This is a genomic window from Azospira inquinata (genome assembly GCF_018905915.1).
Taxonomy (GTDB): Bacteria; Pseudomonadota; Gammaproteobacteria; order Burkholderiales; family Rhodocyclaceae; genus Azospira; species Azospira inquinata.
Window position 1 is genome coordinate 797,776 of the sequence record NZ_CP064782.1, and the last position, 25,799, is coordinate 823,574.

The following is a 25,799-nucleotide window of genomic DNA, read 5'->3' on the forward strand; positions in this document are numbered from 1 at the left end:
ACCGTGGCGTAGGGTCGGAAAGGGAAAGAAAGGAACGCAAAAAGATGGGGAAACGGGGGCATGATACCATTTCGTGTTTTCAACGTGCTTCGCCGCGCAAGCGGAACCACCGTCCATGAGCCGATTTTGGAGTCCCCGGGTCCATCAGTTGACCCCCTATACGCCGGGCGAACAGCCCAAGCTGACCGATCTGGTCAAGCTCAACACCAACGAAAACCCCTATCCTCCCTCCCCCCGGGCCGTGGCGGCCATGACGGGGGAAATCGGGACGGATGGGGCCAGTCTGCGCCTCTACCCGGACCCCAACGGGGATCGGCTCAAGGAGGCCATTGCCGCCCATTACGGGGAATGGGGCCTGACGCCCCGGCAGGTGTTCCTGGGGAATGGCTCGGACGAGGTGCTGGCCCATGTCTTCATGGCCCTCCTGCAACAGAACGCCCCCCTGCTCTTCCCGGACATTACCTACAGCTTCTACCCGGTCTATTGCGGTCTCTACGGCATTACCTACCGTACCGTGCCCCTGGACGGGGAGTTTGGCCTGAACCCTCGGGATTACGAAGACAGCCCGGACAGTCCGGTGATTTTCCCCAACCCCAACGCCCCCACGGGCCGCCTCCTGCCCCTGGACCAGATTGAAGCCCTGGCCGCCGCCCACCCGAACCGGGCAGTGGTTATCGACGAGGCCTATATCGACTTCGCGGAAGACGCCCAGGGTCGCATTCCCACCGCCGTCAGCCTGATCCAGCGCCACCCCAATCTGCTGGTGATTCAGACCCTGTCCAAATCCCGCTCCCTGGCCGGGCTGCGGGTGGGCTTTGCCCTGGGCAGCGAGGAGTTGATCGAAGCCCTGGAACGGGTGAAGAACAGCTTCAACTCCTACCCCCTGGACCGAATCGCCCAGGCGGGAGCCCAAGCCGCCATGTCGGACCGGGAATGGTTTGACCGCACCCGGCACCAGGTCATGGCCAGCCGGGAACGGCTGAGCGCTGAACTGGCACAGCGGGGCTTCCAGGTGCTGCCCTCCGCCGCCAATTTCGTCTTTGCCCGGCATCCGGCCTGGGCCGGAGCCGATCTGGCCCAGGCCCTGCGTCAGCGGGCCATTATCGTGCGCCACTTCCAGGCCCCCCGCATTGATCCTTTCCTGCGCATTTCCATCGGCGCGGACGCCCAGTGTGATCGGCTGCTGGCGGCCCTGGATCAGATCGGAGTCACCGCCGCTTAAGCCTCCGCCCCGGGCTTCACTATCCAGTCCCTCCAGTCCCGGAAGAAAGCGCGCAGCGCTCCAACCAAGCGCCCACAAAAAAGCCCCGGCCACCCTCCCAAACAGGAGAGGGGCCGGGGCTTTTTTCAGTTCTGATCCGACGGCGGAACTAAGGACTAATCCTCAACCCGATAGGAAGCGGATTGGGCGTGGGCCGGCAGGCCTTCCCCGTCCGCCAAGGTGGCGGCAATGCGTCCCAGGGTTTGGGAGCCTTCCCGGGAGACCCGGATTAGGCTGGTGCGCTTCTGGAAATCATAGACCCCCAGGGGCGAGGAAAACCGGGCGCTACCCGAGGTGGGCAGCACGTGGTTGGGCCCGGCGCAGTAGTCCCCCAAGGCTTCCGAGGTATAGGGGCCGATGAAGATAGCCCCGGCGTGGTGGATTTTTTCCACCCAGGCATCCGGTTCCGCCAAGGACAGTTCCAAGTGTTCCGGGGCCACCCGGTTGGCGATGAGGCAGGCTTCTTCCAAATCCCGCACCTGAATCAGGGCGCCCCGGTTTTCCAGGGAGGCCTGAATGACAGCCCGACGGGGCATAGTGGGCAGGAGTTTTTCAATGCTGGCCTGCACCCGGTCGATATAGGCCCCATCCGGGCAAATCAGCACGGCCTGGGCCAGTTCATCGTGTTCCGCCTGGGAGAAAAGATCCATGGCCACCCAGTCCGGGTCCGTGGAGCCATCCGCCAGCACCAGAATTTCCGAGGGGCCGGCCACCATGTCGATGCCCACAATACCGAACACCCGGCGCTTGGCGCAGGCCACATAGGCGTTGCCCGGACCCACGATCTTGTCCACCTGGGGCACGGTCTGGGTACCGAAGGCCAGGGCGGCCACGGCCTGGGCCCCGCCAATGGCAAAGACCCGATCCACGCCCGCCAGGCAGGCGGCGGCCAGCACCAGGGGATTCCGTTCCCCCCCCGGGGTGGGCACCACCATGATCAATTCCTTGACCCCCGCCACCTTGGCGGGAATGGCGTTCATGAGCACGGAGGAAGGATAGGCGGCCTTGCCGCCGGGCACGTAGAGCCCCACCCGGTCCAGGGGAGTCACCATCTGGCCCAGCAGGGTGCCGTCTTCTTCCTCGTAACGAAAACCATGGCCCAACTGGCGTTCGTGGAAGGCGCGAATACGGCCCGCCGCCGCTTCCAGGGCTTGGCGCCGGGGTGCGGGCAAGCCGTCCAGAGCCGCCTGAAGTTCAGCCCGGGGCAGTTCCAGGGCGTCCATACCGGCCACGGCGAGGCGGTCAAAACGGTTGGTGTATTCCACCACCGCCTGATCCCCCCGGGCCTTCACGTCCGCCAGAATGGCGGACACGGTCCGGTCGATCTGGTCGTCCTGGGCCGCTTCAAAGGCCAGCAGGGCGTCGAGCCGGGCCTGAAAATCCGGCGCCGTGCTCTGCAAACGTTTGATGGCAACACTCATGCGATTTTCTCCACCGCTTGGGTAAAGACTTCCAGAATGGGCCCCAGGGTTTCCCGCTTCAGCTTCAAGGCCGCCTGATTGACGATGAGCCGGGAGGAAATGGGCATCACCTCTTCCACCGCCACCAGGTTGTTGGCCTTCAGGGTGTTGCCGGTGGACACCAGATCCACGATGGCATCGGCCAGCCCGGTGAGGGGCGCCAGCTCCATGGAGCCGTAGAGCTTGATCAAGTCCACGTGCACACCCTTGGAGGCGAAGTGGTTACGGGCGATGTTCAGGTACTTGGTGGCCACCTTGAGCCGGGCCCCCTGCCGCACCACATGGTCGTAATCAAAGCCCTGGGGCACCGCCACGCACATGCGGCACTTGGCGATTTTCAGGTCCAGAGGTTGATAGAGTCCGGCGCCGCCGTGCTCGATGAGCACGTCCTTGCCCGCTACCCCCAAATCCGCCGCACCGTACTGCACATAGGTGGGCGCATCGGTGGCGCGCACAATCACCACCCGCACATCGGGCCGGTTGGTGCCGATGATGAGCTTGCGGGAGGTTTCCGGATCTTCCGTAGGAACGATACCGGCTGCCGCCAGAAGGGGCAGGGTTTCGTCGAAAATGCGGCCCTTGGAAAGGGCGATGGTAATGCCGTTCAAGGCCAAATCCCGTGCAAAAGCTTGATTTTACCGTAACGGCTCGGGTTTTTCTTCTTTACCGTCAAGACCCTCCTGAAGCCTGGCCCCGCCGCCCGGAACAGAGCGGCCCGGGGCCAGCCCTCAATCAGCAGCCGCCAAGGCCTGGGCGGCGACTTCGTCCTGGGTCAATTCCTCCGGCAGACAGCCCACGGGAGGCCCCAGTTGCTCATTCGCCTGTTCAAAGCGCACCAGGTAGATGAACTGCTCTTCCGGCCCCATCCCGGCGGCCACCCGGCCGATCTGGACCACCACGCCCCGGTCGCCGGGGGCGGCCAAGCCGGCCTCCGCCGGAATATCCGGAATATGGCCGTCGTTGTAGAGGGCCTCCCGGGCGAAAACGATGTCGCCGATCTGAAACATTGCGCTCATGCCGTACTCCTTGGGTTTGGGGGATAAGTCCATCAAGCAAGGGGGATACCAGGCCTCTGTTTCCTGGGCCCCGCGCCTAGCCTGCCAGGAAGGCACCAGGCCCCTGTCAGCTTTGCGACACAGGGGGATGTCCGGATTTTCCCTTTCCCGGGGAAACTCCCGGGCATTCCATCTGTCCTACCAGCGCCCCAAGGCCCAGGGACCGCCTGACAAGGTCCCGCCGGGGGCCACGGACCCCGATCCGTGTCCGCCACCCCCACCTCAACCGGAGACCCCCTTCGCTATGCTTTACCCCGAACTCTTTCACAGTCTGGAAAAAGCCCGCTGGAACATGGCCACGGACATTCCCTGGGACCAGTTTGCGCCCGATCGCCTGAGCGACGAACAGGCCCTGACCGTGAAGATGAACGCCATTACGGAATGGTCGGCCCTGCCCGCCACGGAAATGTTCCTGCGGGACAATCGGGAGGATTCGGACTTTTCCGCGTTTATGTCCATCTGGTTTTATGAAGAGCAGAAGCATTCCCTAGTGCTCCAGGAATATCTGCGCCGCTTCCGCCCCGAACTGGCGCCCACGGAAGCGGAATTGGACAAGGTGCGTTTCGAGTTCGATCCGGCCCCGGCCCTGGAAACCCTCATGCTCCATTTCTGCGGCGAACTGCGCCTCACCCAGTGGTATCGGCGCGCCAGAGAATGGCATACGGAACCGGTGATCAAGTCCATCTACGACCACATTTCCCGGGACGAGGCCCGCCACGGGGGCGCTTATCTGAAATACATGAAGCGGGCCATGGACCGGTTTGGTGACACGGCCCGCACGGCCTTTGCCAAGATCGGCATGCTCATGGCCAGCTCGGGCCGCTCCGGCAAACCCCTGCACCCCACCAACCTCCACGTGAATCAGTCCCTTTTCCCCAACGACACCATCCAAAGCCGTTTGCCCGACCCGGACTGGCTGGAACACTGGCTGGATAAGCAAATTCAATTCGACAAGACGTGGGAGAGCCGGGTGGTCGGTGGTATCCTGCGCAACTTATCCAACCTCTTCGGCCAGACCTTCGAGACCCTGCAGGATCTCAACCGCTACAGAAAGGCCCTGGCCCCAGCTTAATCCCCCATGGTGTCCTCCCACTTCGCCCTCGATACCCGCTCCCTGTTGGCTATGGCGGTGGGGCTTTCCGGGCTGTGGTGTGCCGCCATGTGGCTTAACTGGCGGCGCCATCGCGCCATTCCCGGTCTGGGGGCCTGGACGGCAGCCGCCGGCTTCATCATGGTGGGCACCCTGGGCCTGGCCCTGCGGGAGCAGATTCCCGGCTTTGTTTCCATTGTTCTCTCCAACACGGCGGTGGTTCTGGGCAATGCCCTGCTCTGGTCCGGCATCCGCAGCTTCCGCTTTCGCAGCCCGGGGTATCCCCTGGTCCTGGTGCTGGTACTGGTCTGCGCCCTAGTCCAGACCCTGGCTTCTTCCGTCCTGGATTCCCTCCTCTTCCGGGTCGTTTTCATCTCCTCCCTGCTGGGCGTCCTGGATCTGCTCTGCGCCTGGGAGCTGGTCCGGGCCGGTCCCTGGCCGACCCGCCGCCCCGGCCTCATCGCCACCTGGCTGACCCTCTTCAATGCCTTCGGCCACTTCCTCCGGGTCGGCGCCACCCTGCGCTATCCGGAAGCGACGTCCTACCTGATGGCGGCCAACACCATGCATGCGGAATTCACCTTCTGCTTCATCCTGCTCCAGATGGGACGCATGTTGTGCCTGCTCACCCTGGTCAGCGACCGGCTCCAGGAAACCCTCAACCAGCTGGCCACCCGGGACCCCCTGACCCGCCTTTTCAACCGCCGGGCCTTTCTCGAGCAGGCCGAACTGGAACGCTCCCGGGCCAACCGGAACGGCCACAACAGCGTGGTGCTGATCCTGGACCTGGACCATTTCAAGGAACTCAACGACAGCCACGGCCACAACCACGGGGATTTGGCCCTGGAAGGCTTCGCCGGCATTCTCACCCGCAGCCTGCGCCAGCACGATCTGGCCTGCCGCTGGGGCGGGGAGGAATTCTGCGTTCTGCTGCCGGAAACGGAAATGGAAGAAGCCCTGGTGGTGGCGGAACGCATCCGCCTGCGCTGCGAAGAGCGGGCCAGCCGCTCGGAAACCTTTACCACCGTCAGCGTCGGTCTGGCCCTGCTGGGACAGAGCGGGGAATTGACGGATGCCATCACCCGGGCCGACCGGGAGCTGTATCGGGCCAAGGAGCAGGGCCGCAACCAGGTCCGTTCCAGCGACCGAGGGGATGCTTTAAGCAACGCCCCGGCGGCCTAGGGCCCCGCGCCCCCGTGCTATCCTTGCCCGGTTTTTGTTCTGGATTTCCCCATGTCCGCCTATCCCCTGCCCACCTTTGAAGACAAAATCTGCCCGCCGGACCAACTGGCCGCCCGGGCCGCCCAACTGGCCCATCCCCTGGTATTCACCAACGGCTGTTTCGACATTCTGCACCGGGGCCACGTCACCTATCTGGCCCAGGCTCGGGCCCTGGGCGCCGCCATGGTGGTGGCGCTGAATACGGACGCCTCGGTGAAGCGCCTGGGCAAAGGGGATGACCGGCCCATCAACTGTCTGGAAGACCGGCTGGCGGTCATGGCCTCCCTGGAATGTGTGTCCCTGGTCACCTGGTTTGACCAGGACACGCCCCTGGAAGCCATTCTGGCCAGCCACCCGGACATCCTGGTGAAGGGCGGGGACTGGGCCCCGGAAAAAATCGTCGGCGCCCGGGAAGTCCAGGCCTGGGGTGGCAGCATCCATTCCATCCCCTTTCTCCACAACCGGTCCACCACCGCCCTGGTGCAAAAAATCCGTAGCCTTTGACCCACGTCAAACGGAATATCCCTAAGAACAGGGACACTGACTTTTTCCCAAAATCTTCATAAATAGGTCAAACCATGAGTGGATTCCGCATTGCCGTCATCGGTGCCGGGGATACCGGTACGCCCTTGTTGAAACAGCTGCTGGCCGCACCTTTCGTCACCGTGCTGGGGGTTGCCGATCTGGATCTGTCCCTGCCCGGCATCGCCTTGGCCCAGGAAGCCGGTGTGCCCACCACCAATAATTTCATGGACCTGGCCAAGCTGGGCACCTCCGTGGACATCATCATCGATGTCACCGGCGCCGCTGCGGTCAAGGACACTCTGCGCAAATACATGGTGGAAAGCGGCAACGACCACACCCTGATCATGGCGGAACAAATCGCCCTCCTGCTCATGTCCCTCTCCGCTGGAGAGCTGGTGGATGGCAAGCACGGCACCCAGCACTACAGCTAGGCAAAGCCGCCCATCCGCCGGTCGCAGGGCCTTCCCCCACCGGCCCAATAAAAAACCGCCCCGAGAGGCGGTTTTTTATTGGGCGGCAATCACCCCAAACCTAAAGCACCACCTGGGTCCCCAGTTCCACCACCCGGTTGGTGGGAATTTTGAAAAAGGTGGTAGCCGACCCGGCGTTGCGGAACAGGGCCACAAAGAGCTTTTCCCGCCAGAAGGCCATTTCCGAACCCAGCCGGGGAATGAGGGTTTCCCGGCCAAGGAAAAAGGAAGTTTCCAGCATTTCAAAGCGCAGCCCCGCTTCCGCCGCCAACTCCAGGGCCCGGGGAATATCCGGATCGTCCTTGAAGCCGTACTGGACAATGACCTGGTAGAAATTTTCCTTGAGCCGGTGCACTTCCACCCGGTCAATTTCCGGCACATAGGGCACGTCGAAAATTTTCACGGACACAATGACGATGCGCTCATGGAGCACCTTGTTGTGCATCAGGTTATGCAGCAGGGCATGGGGCACCCCGTTGGGGTCCGCATTCATGAACACCGCCGTGCCCGGCACCCGCACCGGGGGCGCCACTTCGATGCTGTCGATGAAGGGCAGCAGTTGCAGGGCTTCCCCTTGCAGCCGTTCCGCCAGCAGTTGGCGGCCCCGCTTCCAGGTGGTCATCATGACGAACACCGCCACTCCCACCACCAAGGGGAACCAGCCGCCATCGGGAATCTTCATCACATTGGCGGACAGGAAGGTAAGTTCCACCACCAGGAAGCCGGTGAAGAGGGCGATGGCCCGGGGCCAGCCCCAGCCCCACACCCGGGCCACCACGGCGGTAGCCAGCAGGGAGGTAATAACCATGTCCCCGGTCACCGCAATACCGTAAGCCGCCGCCAGGTTATTGGAGGATTTGAAGCCCAGCACCAGCACCGCCACGGCACAGAACAGACCCCAGTTCACCCCGGGCAGGTAAATCTGGCCCTGTTCCTTTTCCGAGGTGTGCTGCACTTCCATACGGGGCACAAAGCCCAGCTGCATGGCCTGGCGGGTGACGGAAAAAGCCCCCGAAATCACCGCCTGGGACGCAATCACCGTGGCCACGGTGGATAAACCCACCAGGGGATACAGAGCCCATTTGGGAGCGGAAAGGAAAAAGGGATTCTGGATGGCGTCGCTGTGGGCCAGGATCAGGGCCCCCTGGCCGAAGTAATTGAGTACCAGGGCGGGCAGCACGAAGGTGAACCAGGCCAGCTGGATGGGACGACGGCCAAAGTGGCCCATGTCCGCATAGAGGGCTTCCGCCCCGGTCACCGCCAGCACCACGTTGCCCATGGCCACCAGGGCCATGGCCTGGTTGGCCAGGAGAAATTTCACCCCATAGAGCGGATTCAGGGCCAGGAGCACATGGGGATTGTGGAGAATGGCCCCGATGCCCAGGAGGGCCAGACAGGAAAACCAGAGCACCATGACCGGCCCGAAGAGGGCCCCCACGGTGGCCGTGCCCCGCTTTTGCACGGCAAAGAGGGCGAAGAGCACCAGCAGGGTAATGGGAATGACGAAGTGGTCCAGGCCGGGGGAGGCAATTTCCAGCCCCTCCACGGCGGAAAGCACGGACATGGCGGGAGTCACCATGCCGTCCCCGTAGAACATGGCTGCCCCCAAGATGCCGATGATCACCACCGCCTTCTGACGGCGCCGGTTACCCGCCGCATCGTGCAGGGCCAGGGCGATGAGGGCCATGATGCCCCCTTCCCCCCGGTTATCCGCCCGCATAATGAAAGCCACGTATTTCAGGGACACCACCACAATCAGGGCCCAGAAAAACAGGGACAGACTGCCCAGAACATTGGCCTCGTTCAGGGGAATGGGATGATTCCCGGCGAACACTTCCTTCATGGCGTACAGGGGACTGGTCCCGATGTCGCCATAGACCACGCCCAGAGCCGCCAGGGCCAGGGCCGCCAGGCGGGAATGGGAAGAAGCAGAAGAACCGTGCATGACTACTCCGACAAAAAAGACCGCCCGACCCCGGATATCACTCCGGCACCGGTCCGGCCATGCGTTGCTTGAGCTGTTCCCAATAGACCGACTCCAGGCTGAGATTAACCGCCTCCCCGCGCAACAGGGAAAGCCGGGTCATCAACAGACAGAGCCGCTTCCAGGCCCGGTCCCGCTCGCCTTCGTCGAGCAGTTCCAGCTGGCTGCGCAATTCCGCCACCTCCCGCCGTAATCCCACTTCCGGCGGCACAAAGCCCGCATTTTTGAGAATGCGATTGGCCATGCGCTGTTCCTCCGGCACCAGGGGATCCTCCGTCAAATCCAGGGGCTCACCGCTGCCCGGCAGATCGGATAACTCGCCCCGCTCCAGGGCTTCCTGGATGCGTTGCTCGGCCAGGGTGACAAAGGTGAACATGGACACCTCCCTCCCCACTAAACAATCTGGGTGAGAACGGTAAAAACGGGGTGTGGGCCTAGAACCGGAAAGGGTTCTGGGAAAAGGCGGAAAAGCGGGACGGCAGGTACATGGAAACCCCCAAAAACAGTTTTTTTCTAATATAAATTTTTCGCCATTCTACCCGCCCCCGGGCTTTGGGAAAAACCGGCGCCCCGCCGCCCCTTTTCCCTGGCGGATCAAGGCTATGCCAAATGCTTTAAGGGCCCTAATGGAGATGATTAAAAGCGAAAGCTTAGGGGAAACTCTTAAGCTTTCGCTTTAATCTGCCTCAAGCCTGATCCTGACCGTGCTCCGAGCTTCCCAGAGCCAGCCGGGCGGCCAAGGCACCCTTGACCGCGGCCACCACGGAGGCCCAATCGTCCGTTGTTTCCTGACGGAAAAGGCGCAGGGACGGATACCAGGGACTATCCTCCCGGCCCTGCAACCAGCGCCAATCGGGCTTGAAGCGGGACAACAAAAGCCAGGCGGGCAGCCCCAAGGCGCCGGCCAGATGCACCGCCGCCGTATCCACGGAAATAAGCAAATCCAGCTGCTCTAGCACCGCCGCCGTATCGGCGAAATCCCGTAATTCCGGCCCTACGTCCAGCAGGGGCAGGTCCGTGGGCAAGGTCACCCCCGGCCCGGGGGGCACCAGGCAGATCAGGCGCAGGCCGGGCAGGGACCAGAGGGGCGCCAGCCCATGGAGATCGGGCAGGGAGCGGTGCCGGTCATTTTCAAAGCGGCTATTGCCCCGCCACACCAGGCCCAGGCGAAAACCATCGGCGGGCAAGCGACAACGCCAGTATTCCCGCCGTTCCGGAGAAACGGACAGATAGGGGACGGTAGCGGGCAAATCCGCCAAAGTGGTATGAAAAAGAGCCGGCAGACTAAGGGGCAGGACGCAGAAATCGTGGGGAGCCAGCGCCAGGTCCGGGGACCAGGCCACCACCTGGTCAGGCCCGGACAGGGTCTGAAATAGGGGCAACAGGGGCGCCCGGCACACCAGGGTCAGGCGGCTCACCCCCCGGGCTTTGAGCAGGGGCACATAACGGCAGAACTGGATTTCATCCCCCAAGCCCTGTTCAAACCACACCACCAGGGAACGTCCCGCCAGGGGCTCCCCCCGCCATTGGGGAAAAGGTAGATCGGGCACATGGATGCCCAGACGGTTTTCCGGCGCCAGCCGGGCTTCCAGCAGGGGCCAGGCCTCGGCCCAACGCCCCTGACGCAACAGCAGATAGCTGTAATTGAAGCGGGCCTGGGCATGGTCCGGATTAAGAGCCAGGGCCTGGCGAAAGCAGGTCTCCGCGGCCTGATCTCGATTCAGGCAGGCTAGCAGCACCCCCAGATTGGAATGGGCTGGCCCCAGGCTGGGGTCCAGGGCCAGGGCCTGCCGGTATTCCGCCTCAGCCTCGGGGAAACGCTCCAGGTCTGCCAGGAGACGGCCAAAACTGTTGTGGATGGCCGCTATCCCGGGCAACAGGGTCAGGGCATTGCGGAAGCTGATTTCCGCCGCCCTGTGCCGCCCCACCTCCCCCAGAACAATGCCCAGATTGGCCCAGGCTTCCCCCAGACCGGGGTTGGCCTGCAAGGCCCCCAGGAAATGGTCGGCGGCCTCCGCTGGATTCCCCTCGGCAAGCAGGGCGCAGCCCCGATGAAAGGCCTCGGCCCCAGGCACCGCCGCCGTTTCCATATCCGTTCCCGTTTGGGACCCCAATGTTTCCCCATCCATGGTCCGCTCCCCCTCCACAAAAAAACAGGCCCGGAGCGCTAGGGCGGTCCGGGCCTGCTATTAAACGGCAAAGGCTGCCGAATTAAAACGGAATGTCGTCATCCATGTCGTCGAAAGACGGGGCCTTTTTCTTGGCCGGGGCGGGAGCGGCGGAGCGCTCATAGTCCCCACCGGCGCTACCGCCACCGTAGGAATCCCCAGCGGGGGCGCCGCTGCCTTCCCGGCGGCCCAGCATCTGCATTTCCGTGGCTTCGATTTCCGTGGTGTAACGCTCCTGGCCTTCCTTATCCTGCCATTTGCGGGTGCGGATGCGGCCTTCGATATAGACGGAAGAGCCCTTTTTCAGGTACTGGCCGACGATTTCCGCCAGCTTGCGGTAGAACACCACCCGGTGCCATTCGGTCACTTCCCGGCGTTCACCGCTAGATTTGTCTTTCCAGCTTTCGGTGGTGGCCAGACGGACATTGGCCACCGCATCCCCATTAGTCATGTATCGGGTTTCCGGATCGGCGCCCAGGTTGCCGACCAGGATTACTTTATTCACAGAAGCCATGCAGCCCCCCTTGAAAGTGTTGGTTTAAAAGAATTATTGCGCCTGCTGCTGGGAGCGGGGCGGCGGGACCACCATGGACAGGCTGAACACCAGCCAGGCCAGCCCCAAGACGGTGGTACATCCCCAGACCGCCCCGTTGCCCAGGCGATGGGCCAGGGTGCCCCCCACAGCCCCGCCGAGGAACAGGCCGATGGACTGGGTGGTGTTATAGATGCCCAGGGCCGCCCCCTTGGCTTCGGGGGGTGCGATCCGGGAAATCAGGGACGGCTGGGTGGCTTCCAGAATGTTGAAGGCCACAAAAAACAGGGTCAACCAGATGGCCAGGGGCCAGAGGCCACTGCCGAAGAAGAAAAAGCCCAGTTGCACTACTACCAGCAGGGCCACGGCGGCGTTGAACACCAGCTTCATCTTGCCGTACTTTTCCGCTGCGATCACGGCGGGCACCATGCCCACAAAGGAAATCAGCACGGCGGGCAGGTAGATTTTCCAGTGTTCCCCCACGGCCAGCCCACCGCTTTGCACCAGAGCGGAGGGAATGAGCACCCACATGGCGGTTTGCATGACGTGGAGGGCGAAAACGCCGAAATTGAGGCGCCCCAGACGACCGTCCTTCAACACCCGGCCAAAGCTGGCGTCCCCTTCCGCCTTCACCGCGGGGGGCGCGTCTGGCACCACCTTGAGCACTACCCCGATGGCCAGCACGGAAAGGGCCCCGGTAATGAGGAAAATACCCGGCATACCGATAAGGCCATACAGCACGGGAGCCGCCACCATGGAAAAGGCGAACACCAGGGCGATGGAACCGCCGATCATGGCCATGACCTTGGTGCGATGCTGTTCCCGGGTCAGGTCCGCGGCCAGGGCCGTGACGGCGGCGGAAATGGCACCGGCGCCCTGAATCACCCGGCCCACCAGGATCATGGGCAGATCCTGGGCCACAGCGGCCACAAAACTGCCAATAGCAAACAGCACCAGGCCGAAGACGATCACCGGCTTACGCCCGAAGCGGTCGGAGGCCAGGCCGTAGGGAATCTGGAAGAGGGCCTGGGTCAGGCCGTAGGCCCCGATGGTCAGGCCCACCATGGCCAGGTTGCTGCCGCTGGGCAGGGAATGGGCGTACACCGCAAAAACCGGAAGAATCAGGAAGAGGCCCAGCATGCGCAGGGCGAAAATACCGGCCAGGCTGACCCCGGCTTTCTTTTCCTGGGCATTCAAGCCGTCAGCGACGGCAGGGGAAACGGAAGACGACATGGGAGTGGTAAGGGAGATAAACCCAAAGAGACCGGTTTTCCGGCGGGAAGTTGCGTATCTTATCAGGTTTGCCCTGACCCCAGTCTGCCCGCCCAGCCCACCGAGGGGGGCGAAAAAAGCGGGGCGTGGCCGCCGCCCGGCCCGGATGGCGGTAGAATTCCCCCCGCCGTATGACCACCGCCCCACCCGCCCCGGCCCATTCCTCCGCCCAGCTTTATCCTTGGTAATGGCCGTCCGAATTCCGTATATTTCAAGGTTTGGCCTCGGGCCCCTGGCCCCGCCCTCACCCCACAGCTGAAAATCCATGGACGAAATCAAGATCCGCGGTGCGCGGACGCACAATCTCAAAAACATCAGCCTGGACCTGCCCCGGGACAAACTTATCGTCATCACCGGCCTTTCGGGCTCGGGCAAATCCTCCCTGGCCTTCGACACCCTCTATGCGGAAGGCCAGCGCCGTTATGTGGAGTCCCTTTCCGCCTACGCCCGCCAGTTTCTCCAGCTCATGGAAAAACCGGATGTGGATTTGATCGAGGGTCTGTCCCCCGCCATTTCCATCGAGCAGAAGGCCACCAGCCACAACCCCCGGTCCACCGTGGGCACGGTGACGGAAATCCACGATTACCTGCGTCTCCTCTTCGCCCGGGCCGGCACCCCCTATTGCCCGGAGCACGGGGAGCCCCTGGAGGCCCAGACCGTCTCCCAGATGGTGGATGCGGCCCTGGCCCTGCCGGAGGAAACCAAGCTAATGATCCTGGCCCCCGTGGTGGCCAACCGGAAAGGGGAACAGCTGGACCTGTTCGCCGACCTTCGGGCCCAGGGCTTCGTACGCCTGCGGGTGGACGGCAAAATTTACGAAATCGACGCCCTGCCCAAGCTCACCAAAAGCCAGAAGCACAACATTGACGTGGTGGTGGACCGGCTCAAGGTACGGGAAGACATGCGCCAGCGCCTGGCGGAAAGCTTCGAAACCGCCCTGCGCCACGCGGACGGCCGGGCCATCGCCCTGGAAATGGATTCGGGCACGGAACATCTGTTTTCCGCCAAATTCGCCTGCCCCATCTGCTCCTACGCCTTGCAGGAACTAGAGCCCCGGCTCTTTTCCTTCAACAATCCCATGGGCGCCTGCCCCAAGTGCGACGGCCTGGGGGTCATCCAGTTCTTCGACCCCAAGCTGGTGGTAGCCCATCCGGACCTGTCCCTGGCGGCGGGAGCCATCCGGGGCTGGGACCGGCGCAACCAGTTCTACTTCCAGATGCTGGGTTCCCTGGCGGACCACTACAGTTTCGACGTGGACACCCCCTTCAAACAGCTCCCCGACGCCATTCGGGAACTGGTGCTGTTCGGCTCGGGCAAGGAGGAAATTCCCTTCCGCTATATGAATGAGCGGGGCCGGGTGGTCATCAAGGAACACCCCTTTGAAGGCATCATTCCCAACCTGGAACGGCGCTACAAGGAAACGGATTCCATGGTGGTGCGGGAAGAGCTGGCCAAGCTCATCAACAACCGCACCTGCCCCCATTGCGAAGGCAGCCGCCTGCGCCTGGAAGCCCGCAATGTGCGGGTGGGCAGCAAGACCCTGCACCAGATCAGCCACCTGCCTCTGGCCGAAGCCCGGGAATATTTCCAGCACCTGGAACTCCATGGGCACAAGGCTCAGGTGGCGGAAAAAATCCTCAAGGAAATCGTCGCCCGGCTCCAGTTCCTCATCAACGTGGGCCTGGATTACCTGTCCCTGGACCGGTCGGCAGAAACCCTGTCCGGGGGTGAAGCCCAGCGTATTCGCCTGGCTAGCCAGATCGGTTCCGGCCTCACCGGGGTCATGTATGTGCTGGACGAGCCCTCCATCGGCCTGCACCAGCGGGATAACGACCGGCTCCTGAAAACCCTGGCCCAGCTGCGAGACATCGGCAATACGGTGATTGTGGTGGAACACGACGAGGACGCCATCCGGGCCGCGGATTACGTGGTGGATATCGGCCCGGGGGCCGGGGTCCATGGGGGCTACGTCACCGCCGAAGGCACTCCGGAACAGGTGGCCGCCAATCCCCAATCCCTCACCGGCGCCTACCTGTCTGGGCAAAAGAAAATCGCCGTACCGGCCCAGCGCCGCCCGGCGGACCCGGAACGCCAGCTGCGCATCATCGGCGCCAAGGGCAACAACCTGAAAAACGTCACCCTGGAAGTGCCGGTGGGCCTGTTCACCTGCATCACCGGGGTGTCCGGCTCGGGCAAATCCACCCTGATTAACGACACCCTGTACGCCGTGGCCGCCCGCCACCTCTACAACGCCTCCACCGAACCGGCGGAATACGAGGAAATCCAGGGGCTGGACCACTTCGACAAGGTCATCAACGTGGATCAGAGCCCCATCGGCCGCACCCCCCGCTCCAACCCGGCCACCTACACCGGGGTCCTCACCCCCATTCGGGAGCTGTTCGCCGGGGTGCCCGAATCCCGCTCCCGGGGCTACGGTCCGGGCCGCTTTTCCTTCAACGTCAAGGGCGGTCGCTGCGAAGCCTGCCAGGGGGACGGGGTGCTCAAGGTGGAAATGCACTTCCTGCCCGACATTTACGTACCCTGCGACGTCTGCCACGGCCATCGGTACAACCGGGAAACCCTGGAAATTCTCTACAAGGGCAAAAACATCCACGACATCCTGGGCATGACCGTGGAACAGGCCCGGGAATTTTTCGACGCCGTACCCAGCATTGCCCGCAAGCTCCAAACCCTGGTGGATGTGGGTCTCTCCTACGTCACCCTGGGGCAAAGCGCCACCACCCTCTCCGGCGGCGAAGCCCAACGAGTCAAGCTGGCCCTGGAACTCTCCAAACGGGACACGGGCCGCACCCTCTACATCCTGGACGAACCCACCACCGGCCTCCATTTCCAGGATATCGCCATGCTCCTCAAGGTGCTGCAACGCCTGGCGGATAACGGCAATACGGTGGTGGTCATCGAGCACAACCTGGACGTGATCAAAACCGCCGACTGGCTGGTGGATCTGGGGCCGGAAGGGGGGGACGGGGGCGGCCGCATCATCGCCACCGGCACCCCGGAAGCCATCGCCGCCACCCCGGACAGCCACACGGGACGCTTTTTAAAGCCCCTGCTGGCCCGCTAGGCCCAAAGGGCCAGGTCCGCTCCAGGACCTGGCCCCCACCCGGCCGTCTATTTACCGAAGTGGGCATACCGCTGCTCCCCCGGAAAAAACGTGGAATATTGCCGCGAAAATTCCCCCCGTCCCTTCCATACTCATCACTAGGCCATTCGTCATAGACAAATTACCAAGAGGTGAGGCCATGAAAGCCACCCGCCATCGCCAGGTCCAGGACCGGCGCCAAACAGAAAGCGGCCCCCCTGCGGGCTGGAAAGACCGGCGCAGCGGCGTAGAACGCCGCCTGCCCCAGGTCATCGAAAACGAGGTCAGCCTGGCCGAATTTTTCGCCGCCTATCAGCAGACCCAAACCGTCCTGCGGGAATCGGCGGAAGACACCGTCCCCCTTCCGATTCCACCCCTTACCAAGATAGTTTGAGGGAGGGATAGGCACGGGGAACGGTGTGATTTTCGGCCTTGCCCCCCATCCCTGGGCCACGAAACCTAGCCCCATTCCCGGGCGCCAGCCTTTTATCCCGGTAAACGAAAAAAGCCAATGAATCTGCATTCATTGGCTTTTCCAAATCTTTTGGTGGAGCGGATGAGGATCGAACTCACGACCTTCGCATTGCGAACGCGACGCTCTCCCAACTGAGCTACCGCCCCACACCGAGGAGGCGGATTATAGCAACTCCGCCGCTCTTGTCAAAAAACCACCCGGCTCTTGGGGGGTTCGGGAGGCCTGGAGAGAATCCGGGGCCCGGGCAATACGCGGGAAGGGAAGAAAGCACCGGAAAGCTATCCGGAAGGATTCTCCAGCCTAAGCCAACAGCCCTGCCCCCTACAACCTCGCCAGACAGGGCCTAGCGACCTTGCCCGGCCCCGAAGGCGGCGCGGCGCAGGCGGTCGGCCACGGCGGTCCAGTCCGGGCCGGTGGGGATGGCTTCCACCACGATTTCCTCCGCGCCGGATTCATCCGCCGCCCGCAGGGCGCCGTACAAATCCCGGGCGTAACCTTCCGGGGTGATGGGCAGCATGCGCCAGAAATGGGGCATCCCGGCCTGGGGCGGATGGCTGTGGGCCAGTACGGCGCAGCGGCCGCCGCGATGGCGCACCACGTTGAGGTAATCCAGCAGCCGCTCCGGGGCCAGGATGCGCAGAGCGGTGCGGGGCGCATAGTGCCCCGGCAGGGTGCCGGAGGCCCGGGGAGAGGCGGCGTCGGGACGCTGGGGCAGGACGCCGATCACGGCGGCAATCTGTTCCGGGGTGATGTGGCCCGGGCGCAGCAGATGGGGCTCGCCCCGGGAAAGGTCGATGATGGTGGATTCAATCCCCACCCGACAGGGGCCCCCATCCAGCACCATGGCCACCCGATCCCCCAGTTCGCTGACAACGTGGGCGGCTTCCGTGGGGCTGATGCGGCCAAAGCGGTTCGCGGAAGGGGCGGCTACCCCGCCGCTCCCCCCGGCGGCGGCAAAGGCCCGAAGCAGGGCCTGGGTCACCGGATGGGCGGGAATGCGGATACCCACCGTGTCCTGGCCGCCGGTCACTGCATCGGGCACTCGGGGCGTCTTTTTCAGAATCAGGGTCAGGGGGCCGGGCCAGAAGGCTTCCGCCAGCTCCCAGGCTTCCCCGGGAATGTCCATGGCCCAGTCTTCTAGGTAGGAAGCATCGGCCAGATGGACGATCAGGGGATGGTTGGCCGGGCGGCCTTTGGCGGCGAAGATATTGGCCACCGCCTCCGGATTAGCCGCATCCGCCGCCAATCCGTAGACGGTCTCCGTGGGAATGCCGATCAGGGCGCCCGCCTGGAGCAGGGCCACCGCCCGGTCAATATCCGCCTGGCTGACCGTGTTCATGGTTTAGGGCTCCCCGATACCCAGGGCACTGCGGGCCGCCAGGGCGGCGGCCTGAACCTGGGCGGGGTCGCTGCCGATCACCGTAAAGTGGCCCATCTTGCGCCCCGGCCGAGCCTGACGCTTGGCGTAAAGGTGGAGCTTGAGATTGGGCACGGCCAAGAGGCGCTGCCAATCCGGCTCCCGATAGGTGCCGTCCGCCCCGAACCACAGGTCCCCGAGAATATTTACCATCACCGCCGCCGAGTGGGCCCGGGCTTCCCCCAGGGGCAGCCCGCAGAGGGCCCGCACCTGCTGCTCGAACTGGCCGGTGACACAGGCATCCAGGGTGTAATGGCCGCTGTTGTGGGGCCGGGGCGCCATTTCATTGACCACCAGCTTGCCCCGGGTGACGAAAAATTCCACCCCCAGGGTGCCGATGTACCCCAGCCGCTCCCCGATGCGCTCCGCAATAGCGTGGGCGTTATCCAGGGTGCAGGTGGAGGCCCGGGCAGGGACGATGGAAACATCCAGAATGCCGTTACGGTGCTGATTCTCCCCCGTGGGGAAGCACTGCACCCGGCCTTGGGCGTCCCGGGCTAGAACCACGGACACTTCGTAGTCCAGGGGCAGCTTCTGCTCCAGCACGCAGGCCTCTTCCTTAAAGCCCCGGAAAGCGGCCAGAGCTTCGTCCCGGTTTTCCACCACCGCCTGGCCCTTGCCGTCGTAACCGAAGCGGGCCACCTTGAGAATGGCGGGGAACAGGGCCCCATCGGCCCGCTCCAGGTCGGCCACGCTGCGGATCACGGCAAAGGGGCCGTGGGGCAGACCGTTGTCCCGCAGGAAGGTCTTTTCCGCAATGCGGTTCTGGCAAATGGCCACGGCGGCGGCGGAAGGATGAACCGGCTTGCTGCGGGCCAGGTATTCCAGGGTTTCCGCCGGCACATTTTCAAACTCGGTGGTAATGGCGGCACAGGCGCCCGCCAGCTCGTCCAGGGCACCCCGGTCGCTGTAACCGGCCTGGAGATGGCGGTCCGCAATGCGCCCCGCCGGGCTTTCCGGGTCCGGGTCCAGCACCCAGACCTGATAGCCCATTTCATGGGCTGCGGTGACGAAAAAGCGGCCCAGTTGGCCGCCGCCGAGCATACCGAGGGTTGCGGGAGGAAGAATCATGATCTTGCTTTACTGGCTCCAGGGAAGGGACGGGGCCTCACGGGCCCCGCCCCCGGCACCGGCATACTGCCGGCGCATGAGAAATATCACACTTCCGGCAACTTCATGGCCAGCACTTTGGCGCTCTGGGCTTCCCGGAACTTGGCCAGCTTGGCCGCCAGTTCCAGGTCCCGGGTCGCCAGCTGGGCCACCACGAAGAGGGCCGCATTGGCGGCCCCCGCCTCGCCGATGGCGAAGGTGGCCACCGGAATGCCCTTGGGCATCTGGACGATGGAGTAGAGGGAATCCAGACCGGAAAGGGCCTTGGAAGTCACGGGCACCCCCATCACGGGCACGGTGGTCTTGGCGGCCAACATGCCCGGCAGGTGAGCGGCGCCCCCGGCCCCGGCGATAATGGCCTGGAGGCCCCGTCCGGCGGCGCTTTCCCCATACTGGAAGAGCAGGTCCGGGGTACGGTGGGCGGAAACCACCCGGGTTTCAAAGGGCACACCGAAATCCTTCAACTGCACGGCAGCGGCCTGCATCACCGGCCAGTCGCTGTCGGAACCCATGACAATGCCGACCAGGGGCTGGGAAGTCTGACTCATGGAAGCAATCCTTTCTGGGTCAAAAAGCCGGAGGGCTTAAAGCCCGGCCTTGCGCTCGGCGGCCTCAATGGTATTGGCCAGGAGCATGGTGATGGTCATGGGGCCGACGCCACCGGGCACCGGGGTAATGAGGGACGCCACTTCCTTGCAGGAGTCGAAATCCACGTCACCGCACAGCTTGCCCCCCTGTTCCGGCGGCAGGCGGTTGATGCCCACGTCGATAACCACGGCGCCGGGCTTGATCATGTCCCCGGTAATCATTTTCGGGCGACCCACGGCGGCCACCAGCACATCGGCCCGGGAGGTATGGAATTTCAGGTCAGCGGTACGGGAATGGCAGACCGTCACCGTGGCGCCCTGGGCCAGGAGCAGCATGGCCATGGGCTTACCCACAATATTGGAGCGCCCCACCACCACGGCTTCCTTGCCGCCCAAATCCACGCCGCCCTTTTCCAGCATTTTCATAACCCCGTAGGGGGTGCAGGGAATGAAGCGGGGATTGCCCTGCATCAGAGCCCCCACGTTTTCCGCATGGAAACCGTCCACATCCTTTTCCGGGGCAATGGCTTCCAGCACCTTATCCGCATCGAACTGGGACGGCAGGGGCAGTTGCACCAGAATGCCGTGGATTTTCGGGTCGGCGTTGAGTTCGGCAATCTTGTCCAGCACCACCTGGGGCGCCACATCCTTGGGATAGGTGAGCTTTTCCGAGTAGAGCCCCACCTTTTCGCAGGCATTGACCTTATTGCGCACATAGACCTGGGACGCGGGGTCTTCCCCCACCAGAATCACCACCAGGCCGGGACGGTGCCCCTGGGCCGTGAGGGCATCCACCCGGGCGCGGAAACTGGTGCGCAGTTCTTCCGCCAGGGCCTTGCCGTCGAGGATTTGAGCCGTCATGAATTCCCTTTTCGAGACGCTAGAACGTAAAAGGGGAAAGGCCGCTGCCTTTCCCGCAAAGAAAACAGTATTTTACACCATGGGACGGCCGGACACAGCCGCCCCGTCCGGGCCGCCCCGGCAAAGTAAAAAATGAAAATATGTGAAATTAAGCATTCCTTTTCTGGCCGTTTTATCGCAAGCTATAGTGACAAATAACAACCGCCGCACGCCCCATGTCAGCGGCGGGACCTGCTGGAGACGGAGATGAATGCTTTTTGGCGGCTGTACGAGACCGTAGAAGAAACTTTTTTTAATTCCCTGTCGAAAAAGCTCTCCAGCTTTTTTCTCCTGTTTCTGCTCAATCTGGCCTTCCTGGCCACCTATTTTTATTACATCGGCGACATTGAGCAGCTGGCCCGCCAAGGGGCGGCCGCCCAGGGGCAGATCCAGTCGCTCCTGGATAAAAGCTTTTATGTCATGGTGGGCCTCACACTGGTGAGCTTTGCCGCCACCATCGGCCTGGTGTTCTACCTGCGCTTTCTCATTGTCCGCCCGGTCAAGGGCATCACCCACATCTTCAATGAAATCGCCCGGGGCGAAGGGGACTTCTCCCGCAATCTGCCCCTCATTACCCACGACGAGCTGCGGGAATTAGCGGAAAGCTACAACCGTTTCGCGGAAAAAATGCGCCAGATCGTCAGCGAAGTGCGCAAGATGTCCGTGGTCATCGCCCGGGAAGCGGTGCACGTCAAAGTGCGGGTGGAGGCCAGCGCCACCAGCGCCCGGGAACAGGGGGATCTGACGGATCAGGTATTCACTTCCAGCAGCGAATCCACCCGGGCCATCGAAGAAGTGGGCTCCAGCACCCACGCCATTTCCGATTCCACCGCCGCCAATCTGGCCATGGCCCGCCAGTCCCTCCAGGAAATGCAGGAGGTGGCGGGCAAAATCAATTCGGTGAATGAAAAGGTGCTGCGCTTCAACCACACGGTGGATGACCTGTCCCAACGCTCCGCCAGCGTGAACACCATTGCGGCCCTGATCCGGGCCATTGCGGACCAAACCAATCTGCTGGCCTTGAATGCGGCCATTGAGGCAGCCCGGGCCGGGGAAGCAGGACGGGGCTTTGCCGTGGTGGCGGACGAGGTGCGCAAACTGGCGGAACGGGTGAACAAGGCCACGGAAGAAATTACCGGCAATATCACCGGCATGATCGACCTGGTGAGCAACACTCGGGCGGAAAACGACGAAATCAGCACGGACATCGGCCAGACCCGGGAGGTGGTGGACCGGGCCGCCCACCAGTTTGAACACATGGTGGAAGACTTCGGCAAGACCAGCGAAGCCCTGCTCCAGATCGCCTCCGCCATGGAGGAATTAAGCGCCACCAACGGCCAGGTCCATGACGACGTGACCGTGGTCCATGATCTTTCCGGCAAGGTGGCTCGCCATATGGAGGATTCGGAACAGCGCACCGCCAGCCTGACCTCGGCCACGGAAGCCATTCAGGAGCTAGTGTCCCGCTTCAAGATCGGCCAGGGAGCGTTCGACTTCGCGGTGAACCGGGCCCGCCAGTTCCGGGACCAGGTTCAGGACGCCCTGGAGCAGATCGCCCACAGCGGCAAAGACGTATTCGACCGCAATTACCGGCCCATCCCGGACACCAATCCCCCCAAATTTCGGGTGGTGTGGGGCGAAGACTTCTCCCGTCTGGCCCAGGAAACCCTGGACAGCTGTCTGCGGGACATTCCCGGTGCCGCCTTTGCGGTAGCCGTGAATACGGACAGCTACCTATCCACCCACAATCAGAAATTTTCCCAGCCTCTCACCGGGGATTACGAAAAGGATCTGGTGGGCAACCGGACCTGCCGCAAATTCGAGCGGCCGCCGGAAATGCGGGCAGCCCAGAACAAGGAAGCCATGCTCCTGCAAACCTACCAGCGGGATACGGGGGAAGTGCTCTGTGATCTGGCCATGCCCATCCTGGTGGGGGGCCGGCACTGGGGCAATATCCGGGTGGGGGTACCCACGGAAGCCTTGCTGACCCACTGAGACAGCACTGGGCCGGCGCCCCGCCGTTCCACCGGCGCCACCCAATAAAAAAGCGGGCATGTAGCCCGCTTTTTTATTGCCCGGTCGAGCCTCAGTTTTCCTCCCCAAGGCCAGGGAGCCCGCCCGATATCAGGCCGAGGGGCGGCTGCCCACCCCCAACACGCACTGAACCAGTTCCGCCAGGGAACGCACCCCCATTTTTTCCATCACCCGGGCCCGGTGGGCTTCCACGGTTTTCATGCTGATGTTCAGGTCGTCCGCAATCTGCTTGTTGAGCTTACCTTCCACCACCCGGTCCATCACCTCCCGCTCCCGGGGGGACAGGCTTTCCAGGCGGGTAGCCACGGAGCGCTGCCGATCCCGCTGGGCGCGCCGATCCCGCTCTTGCAGCAGGCAATGCTGGATGAGGCGCAGCATATCGCTGTCGTTAAACGGCTTTTCGATGAAATCCACCGCCCCCCGCTTGAGGGCCGCCACGGCCATGGGCACATCCCCGTGGCCGGTAACGAAAATCACGGGCAGGGTGGATTGGCGGGCCGCCAACCGCTCGTAGAGCTCCAGCCCGCTGATGCCCGGCATACGCACATCCAGCACCAGGCAACCGGCCAGACCATCGTGGTAGAAATCCAGGAATTCCTCCGCCGTGGCGAAGCTCTGTACCCGGTAACCATCGGATTCGATGAGCCAGACCAGGGAATCCCGCATGGCTTCATCGTCATCCACCACGAACACCCACTGTTCGACGCCGTCGGTGTCGGCGGGAAGATGGGTCATAGCTCACGCTCCAGAGGCAAGGTAAATTTGAAAAGGGCGCCGCCGTCCGGGTTGGGCTCGGCCCACAGGCGCCCCTGGTGGAACTCGATCATGGAGCGGCAAATGGAAAGCCCCATACCCATCCCTTCGGTCTTGGTGGTGAAAAACGGGGCAAACAGCTGGTCGGCGCTCTTGTCGCCCAGACCGTGGCCATGGTCCGCCACCGTCACCTCCACCGTCCAATTGTCCGCCAGCCGCGCCGAAACCGTCAATTGACGCCGCTCCCGGGGCACTTCCCCCATGGCTTCGATGCCGTTTTTGACCAGATTGAGGAGCACCTGCTCGATCATGATCCGGTCCGCCCAAAGGGGCGGCAGCTCGGGGGGCAGGTCCAGGCAAATCATCACTTCCAGGCGATGGGCTTCAATATTGGCAAAGCCCAGGGTTTCTTCCACGATATCCGCCAGGGCCACGGCGGCCCGGTGGGGCTCGCTTTTTTTCACGAAATCCCGCATCCGGTGAATGATTTTGCCCGCCCGCTCGGCCTGGGCGCTGGCCTTGGCCATGGCGGACAGGAGTTCCTCCGGCTTGCCCCGACCGCTTTGCAGGCGTTTAACGCAACCGGCGCAATAGGCGGCAATGGCGGCCAGGGGTTGATTCAACTCGTGGGCCAGGCTAGAAGCCATTTCCCCCATGGTAATGAGGCGGGAGGTCTGTTCCAGGCGCTTTTGCTGTTGCAGATTCACCTCGTCCAGGCGCTTGCGCTCGGAAATGTCCGTGGCAATCTGGACCCGCACCACCCGACCATCTACCCAGCGGATAGCCCGGTCATGGAGGTGGTACCAGGCCCCCGTTTCCTCGTTGCGCACCTCCCCGTCGAAGAGGGGACGGGGCAGCACTTCCGGGGACAGGAGCCGGGGATCGCAGTCGAAGGCGCCCCGGGGCGGGCGGCAGGAGCCGGTCACTTCCCAGCAGTCCCGGCCCACCGCGTCGGCGCCGAACAGATATTTGAAGGCCCGGTTGGCGAAGAGAATTTCGTTGCTATCCACGTCCGCCACATAGACCGCCGAATCCAGGCCATCCAGCACGGTGACAAAACGTTCCTGGGAACGCTCCAGCTCGGCCCGCACCCGCTTGGGCTCCGTGATGTCGGTCATGGAGCCCATCCAGCCGGTCTGGCGGCCATCCCCGTCGATCAGGGGGGAGATGTAGAAGCGCACGTCAATACGCTCCCCGTTTTTGCGCATCACCCGCTGCTCAAAGCCCCGGGGGGGAATTTTGCCCGCCAGGGTCTGGGCGAAATTGGCTTCCAGAGTGGGACGTTCCTCGGGGGGCCAGTAGGGGAAAGGGGGCTTCAAGCCCAGGAGTTCGGTCTCGGACCAGCCCAACATGCGACAAAAGGCCGGATTGACGTCGATGATCCGGCCTTCCAGGTCAATGGCCCGCAGCCCCGTGGAAACGGATTCCTCAATGGCCTTGCGAAAGCCGTATTCCTCCAGCACCGCCGCCTCAGCTCGCTTGCGGTCCGTGATGTCGTGGGCCACCGCGTAAAGCAGGCCGTCCTGGGGAGCCGGATTGAGATTCCACAACAGCCATTTTTCTCCGCCACTGGCACAACGGAAGCGCCCTTCGAATTCCCAGGGCTTGCCCTGGGCCAGGCGGGCCAGGCCATCTTCCACCTTGGAATCGTCCGGGGCCACCGCCAGTTCCACCAGGGAACGCCCTACCAATTCTTCCAGCCGATAGCCCAGCACCCGCTGGAAAGCCGGATTGGCCCGGCGAATGCGCCCCCCCAGGGTAGCCACGCAGAGCAGGCCCAGGGAGAGGGAAAAAAGCCGATCCCGATCCCGTTCCACCTTGCGCCGGGAGCGGCGCTCCCAGAGGAAAGCCCCGGCCGCACCGGCACCGAGCAGAAGCCCGGGAATCAGGCCATAACGCCAATCGGTACCGGAAACGGGGGTTGCCTCAGGGGCCGGGATGTCGGGCGTTGTCGCGGAAGCCGCCGGCACCGGGTCCGCCCCGGGGGAAGGCATGGACGCCGCATCACTGGCAGGCGAGGTCTGAAGATTTCCCGCCCCGGCCCGATCCCCGGCGCTGCCCCTGGAGGAGGTGCCATGACGGACCGGAGCTGGCTGGCCGGTCTCCCGCCCCCAGCCCACCTCGTCGGGGGCGGGCATGGCCAGGCCGTTGCCGCCCCCCACGGGGCGCAGGCCGGCCCCTTCGCCCCAGGCGGGAGCACCGCCTGCAAGCAGCAGCCCCCCGGCTAAAGCCAATAGGGACGCCCGTTTACGGGGAAAAAAGAAAACCGGGGAAGTACGCATGAAAAAATCAAACCGCATGACAGGGCCAGGGCAATCGGCAGCAGGGCCCTATTGTAAAGCCAGCAGCCCCCTTTCCCGGGGAAAACTTCCGGAGAATGGG

Annotated in this window: 22 protein-coding genes and 1 tRNA gene; 8 read left to right on the forward strand and 15 right to left on the reverse strand. The window is 63.4% G+C overall.

Going from position 1 to position 25,799, the window contains the following annotated elements; translation table 11 throughout:
• The first annotated feature begins 115 nt into the window (after positions 1-115).
• Entirely contained in the window at positions 116-1,222 is a 1,107-nt protein-coding gene (gene hisC / locus Azoinq_RS03535; RefSeq protein WP_216125998.1) for a histidinol-phosphate transaminase, read from the forward strand.
• A gap of 155 nt (positions 1,223-1,377) precedes the next feature.
• Here hisC and hisD read toward each other — a convergent pair whose 3' ends face one another.
• The 3 genes from hisD to Azoinq_RS03550 form a co-directional block, all read right to left on the reverse strand.
• Positions 1,378-2,682 (reverse strand): histidinol dehydrogenase, encoded by a 1,305-nt coding sequence (gene hisD, locus Azoinq_RS03540; RefSeq protein ID WP_216125996.1) that lies wholly within the window; start codon positions 2,680-2,682, stop codon positions 1,378-1,380.
• The gene (gene hisG, locus Azoinq_RS03545) at positions 2,679-3,329 is read right to left on the reverse strand and encodes an ATP phosphoribosyltransferase (RefSeq protein WP_216125993.1); all 651 of its coding nucleotides are present in this window, start codon (positions 3,327-3,329) and stop codon (positions 2,679-2,681) included. Before hisG ends, hisD begins: the two co-directional genes overlap by 4 nt.
• A gap of 120 nt (positions 3,330-3,449) precedes the next feature.
• Entirely contained in the window at positions 3,450-3,737 is a 288-nt protein-coding gene (locus Azoinq_RS03550; protein ID WP_216125969.1) for a nitrogen fixation protein NifZ, read from the reverse strand.
• Positions 3,738-4,020: 283 nt separating this feature from the next.
• Between Azoinq_RS03550 and Azoinq_RS03555 the strand changes: the two genes are divergently transcribed.
• From Azoinq_RS03555 to Azoinq_RS03570, 4 genes are all read left to right on the forward strand, one after another.
• Positions 4,021-4,848, forward strand: a complete 828-nt coding sequence (locus Azoinq_RS03555) for a ferritin family protein (protein WP_216125966.1) — start codon at positions 4,021-4,023, stop codon at positions 4,846-4,848.
• 6 nt (positions 4,849-4,854) lie between these two features.
• On the forward strand, positions 4,855-6,048 hold the full coding sequence (locus tag Azoinq_RS03560) for a GGDEF domain-containing protein (protein WP_216125965.1): 1,194 nt from the start codon (positions 4,855-4,857) through the stop codon (positions 6,046-6,048).
• A gap of 51 nt (positions 6,049-6,099) precedes the next feature.
• The gene (rfaE2, locus tag Azoinq_RS03565) at positions 6,100-6,591 is read left to right on the forward strand and encodes a D-glycero-beta-D-manno-heptose 1-phosphate adenylyltransferase (protein ID WP_216125959.1); all 492 of its coding nucleotides are present in this window, start codon (positions 6,100-6,102) and stop codon (positions 6,589-6,591) included.
• A 74-nt stretch (positions 6,592-6,665) separates the two neighbouring features.
• On the forward strand, positions 6,666-7,043 hold the full coding sequence (locus Azoinq_RS03570; protein WP_216125957.1) for an oxidoreductase: 378 nt from the start codon (positions 6,666-6,668) through the stop codon (positions 7,041-7,043).
• A gap of 100 nt (positions 7,044-7,143) precedes the next feature.
• Here the strand turns inward: Azoinq_RS03570 and Azoinq_RS03575 are convergent, their stop codons facing one another.
• The 5 genes from Azoinq_RS03575 to Azoinq_RS03595 all read right to left on the reverse strand — a co-directional run bounded on the left by Azoinq_RS03575 (position 7,144) and on the right by Azoinq_RS03595 (position 12,999).
• Positions 7,144-9,027 (reverse strand): potassium transporter Kup, encoded by a 1,884-nt coding sequence (locus Azoinq_RS03575; RefSeq protein WP_216125956.1) that lies wholly within the window; start codon positions 9,025-9,027, stop codon positions 7,144-7,146.
• A 37-nt stretch (positions 9,028-9,064) separates the two neighbouring features.
• Positions 9,065-9,442, reverse strand: coding sequence for a DnaJ family domain-containing protein (locus Azoinq_RS03580; RefSeq protein WP_216125953.1), 378 nt, complete (start codon positions 9,440-9,442; stop codon positions 9,065-9,067).
• Positions 9,443-9,752: 310 nt separating this feature from the next.
• Positions 9,753-11,195 carry a tetratricopeptide repeat protein gene (locus Azoinq_RS03585; protein ID WP_216125950.1) on the reverse strand — a complete coding sequence of 481 codons (1,443 nt, stop codon included), beginning with the start codon at positions 11,193-11,195 and terminating at the stop codon, positions 9,753-9,755.
• Positions 11,196-11,277: 82 nt separating this feature from the next.
• Positions 11,278-11,748: a single-stranded DNA-binding protein gene (gene ssb / locus Azoinq_RS03590; protein ID WP_216125948.1), complete on the reverse strand. Its 471-nt coding sequence runs from the start codon at positions 11,746-11,748 to the stop codon at positions 11,278-11,280.
• 33 nt (positions 11,749-11,781) lie between these two features.
• Positions 11,782-12,999 carry an MFS transporter gene (locus Azoinq_RS03595; protein WP_216125945.1) on the reverse strand — a complete coding sequence of 406 codons (1,218 nt, stop codon included), beginning with the start codon at positions 12,997-12,999 and terminating at the stop codon, positions 11,782-11,784.
• A 304-nt stretch (positions 13,000-13,303) separates the two neighbouring features.
• Between Azoinq_RS03595 and uvrA the strand changes: the two genes are divergently transcribed.
• On the forward strand, positions 13,304-16,123 hold the full coding sequence (gene uvrA, locus Azoinq_RS03600) for an excinuclease ABC subunit UvrA (RefSeq protein WP_216125930.1): 2,820 nt from the start codon (positions 13,304-13,306) through the stop codon (positions 16,121-16,123).
• A 178-nt stretch (positions 16,124-16,301) separates the two neighbouring features.
• Entirely contained in the window at positions 16,302-16,535 is a 234-nt protein-coding gene (locus Azoinq_RS03605) for a hypothetical protein (RefSeq protein WP_216125908.1), read from the forward strand.
• A gap of 151 nt (positions 16,536-16,686) precedes the next feature.
• On the opposite strand, the gene Azoinq_RS03610 is transcribed toward Azoinq_RS03605, so the two are convergent.
• The 5 genes from Azoinq_RS03610 to folD form a co-directional block, all read right to left on the reverse strand.
• Positions 16,687-16,762: transfer RNA gene (locus Azoinq_RS03610), tRNA-Ala, on the reverse strand.
• A gap of 197 nt (positions 16,763-16,959) precedes the next feature.
• Positions 16,960-17,955, reverse strand: coding sequence for an L-threonylcarbamoyladenylate synthase (locus Azoinq_RS03615; RefSeq protein ID WP_216125904.1), 996 nt, complete (start codon positions 17,953-17,955; stop codon positions 16,960-16,962).
• Positions 17,956-17,958: 3 nt separating this feature from the next.
• Entirely contained in the window at positions 17,959-19,104 is a 1,146-nt protein-coding gene (locus Azoinq_RS03620; protein ID WP_216125889.1) for a 5-(carboxyamino)imidazole ribonucleotide synthase, read from the reverse strand.
• 86 nt (positions 19,105-19,190) lie between these two features.
• Positions 19,191-19,691 carry a 5-(carboxyamino)imidazole ribonucleotide mutase gene (purE, locus tag Azoinq_RS03625; RefSeq protein ID WP_216125885.1) on the reverse strand — a complete coding sequence of 167 codons (501 nt, stop codon included), beginning with the start codon at positions 19,689-19,691 and terminating at the stop codon, positions 19,191-19,193.
• A 36-nt stretch (positions 19,692-19,727) separates the two neighbouring features.
• Positions 19,728-20,591, reverse strand: coding sequence for a bifunctional methylenetetrahydrofolate dehydrogenase/methenyltetrahydrofolate cyclohydrolase FolD (folD, locus tag Azoinq_RS03630; RefSeq protein WP_216125882.1), 864 nt, complete (start codon positions 20,589-20,591; stop codon positions 19,728-19,730).
• A gap of 246 nt (positions 20,592-20,837) precedes the next feature.
• Between folD and Azoinq_RS03635 the strand changes: the two genes are divergently transcribed.
• Entirely contained in the window at positions 20,838-22,625 is a 1,788-nt protein-coding gene (locus tag Azoinq_RS03635) for a methyl-accepting chemotaxis protein (protein ID WP_216125879.1), read from the forward strand.
• 129 nt (positions 22,626-22,754) lie between these two features.
• On the opposite strand, the gene Azoinq_RS03640 is transcribed toward Azoinq_RS03635, so the two are convergent.
• Positions 22,755-23,399 (reverse strand): response regulator transcription factor, encoded by a 645-nt coding sequence (locus Azoinq_RS03640; protein ID WP_216125872.1) that lies wholly within the window; start codon positions 23,397-23,399, stop codon positions 22,755-22,757.
• Complete coding sequence (locus Azoinq_RS03645) at positions 23,396-25,699, reverse strand: PAS domain-containing sensor histidine kinase (RefSeq protein WP_232368546.1); 2,304 nt, start codon at positions 25,697-25,699, stop codon at positions 23,396-23,398. The genes Azoinq_RS03640 and Azoinq_RS03645 overlap by 4 nt, the downstream gene beginning before the upstream one ends.
• Positions 25,700-25,799 lie beyond the last annotated feature (100 nt).

Bases quoted from the DNA above. Each gene is read 5' to 3' on its own strand.
- hisC (WP_216125998.1), top strand. From the start codon at position 116: ATGAGCCGATTTTGGAGTCCCCGGGTCCATCAGTTGACCCCCTATACG.
- hisD (WP_216125996.1), bottom strand. From the start codon at position 2,682: ATGAGTGTTGCCATCAAACGTTTGCAGAGCACGGCGCCGGATTTTCAG.
- Azoinq_RS03550 (WP_216125969.1), bottom strand. From the start codon at position 3,737: ATGAGCGCAATGTTTCAGATCGGCGACATCGTTTTCGCCCGGGAGGCC.
- Azoinq_RS03555 (WP_216125966.1), top strand. From the start codon at position 4,021: ATGCTTTACCCCGAACTCTTTCACAGTCTGGAAAAAGCCCGCTGGAAC.
- Azoinq_RS03560 (WP_216125965.1), top strand. From the start codon at position 4,855: ATGGTGTCCTCCCACTTCGCCCTCGATACCCGCTCCCTGTTGGCTATG.
- rfaE2 (WP_216125959.1), top strand. From the start codon at position 6,100: ATGTCCGCCTATCCCCTGCCCACCTTTGAAGACAAAATCTGCCCGCCG.
- Azoinq_RS03570 (WP_216125957.1), top strand. From the start codon at position 6,666: ATGAGTGGATTCCGCATTGCCGTCATCGGTGCCGGGGATACCGGTACG.
- Azoinq_RS03575 (WP_216125956.1), bottom strand. From the start codon at position 9,027: ATGCACGGTTCTTCTGCTTCTTCCCATTCCCGCCTGGCGGCCCTGGCC.
- Azoinq_RS03580 (WP_216125953.1), bottom strand. From the start codon at position 9,442: ATGTTCACCTTTGTCACCCTGGCCGAGCAACGCATCCAGGAAGCCCTG.
- Azoinq_RS03585 (WP_216125950.1), bottom strand. From the start codon at position 11,195: ATGGATGGGGAAACATTGGGGTCCCAAACGGGAACGGATATGGAAACG.
- ssb (WP_216125948.1), bottom strand. From the start codon at position 11,748: ATGGCTTCTGTGAATAAAGTAATCCTGGTCGGCAACCTGGGCGCCGAT.
- Azoinq_RS03595 (WP_216125945.1), bottom strand. From the start codon at position 12,999: ATGTCGTCTTCCGTTTCCCCTGCCGTCGCTGACGGCTTGAATGCCCAG.
- uvrA (WP_216125930.1), top strand. From the start codon at position 13,304: ATGGACGAAATCAAGATCCGCGGTGCGCGGACGCACAATCTCAAAAAC.
- Azoinq_RS03605 (WP_216125908.1), top strand. From the start codon at position 16,302: ATGAAAGCCACCCGCCATCGCCAGGTCCAGGACCGGCGCCAAACAGAA.
- Azoinq_RS03615 (WP_216125904.1), bottom strand. From the start codon at position 17,955: ATGAACACGGTCAGCCAGGCGGATATTGACCGGGCGGTGGCCCTGCTC.
- Azoinq_RS03620 (WP_216125889.1), bottom strand. From the start codon at position 19,104: ATGATTCTTCCTCCCGCAACCCTCGGTATGCTCGGCGGCGGCCAACTG.
- purE (WP_216125885.1), bottom strand. From the start codon at position 19,691: ATGAGTCAGACTTCCCAGCCCCTGGTCGGCATTGTCATGGGTTCCGAC.
- folD (WP_216125882.1), bottom strand. From the start codon at position 20,591: ATGACGGCTCAAATCCTCGACGGCAAGGCCCTGGCGGAAGAACTGCGC.
- Azoinq_RS03635 (WP_216125879.1), top strand. From the start codon at position 20,838: ATGAATGCTTTTTGGCGGCTGTACGAGACCGTAGAAGAAACTTTTTTT.
- Azoinq_RS03640 (WP_216125872.1), bottom strand. From the start codon at position 23,399: ATGACCCATCTTCCCGCCGACACCGACGGCGTCGAACAGTGGGTGTTC.
- Azoinq_RS03645 (WP_232368546.1), bottom strand. From the start codon at position 25,699: ATGCGTACTTCCCCGGTTTTCTTTTTTCCCCGTAAACGGGCGTCCCTA.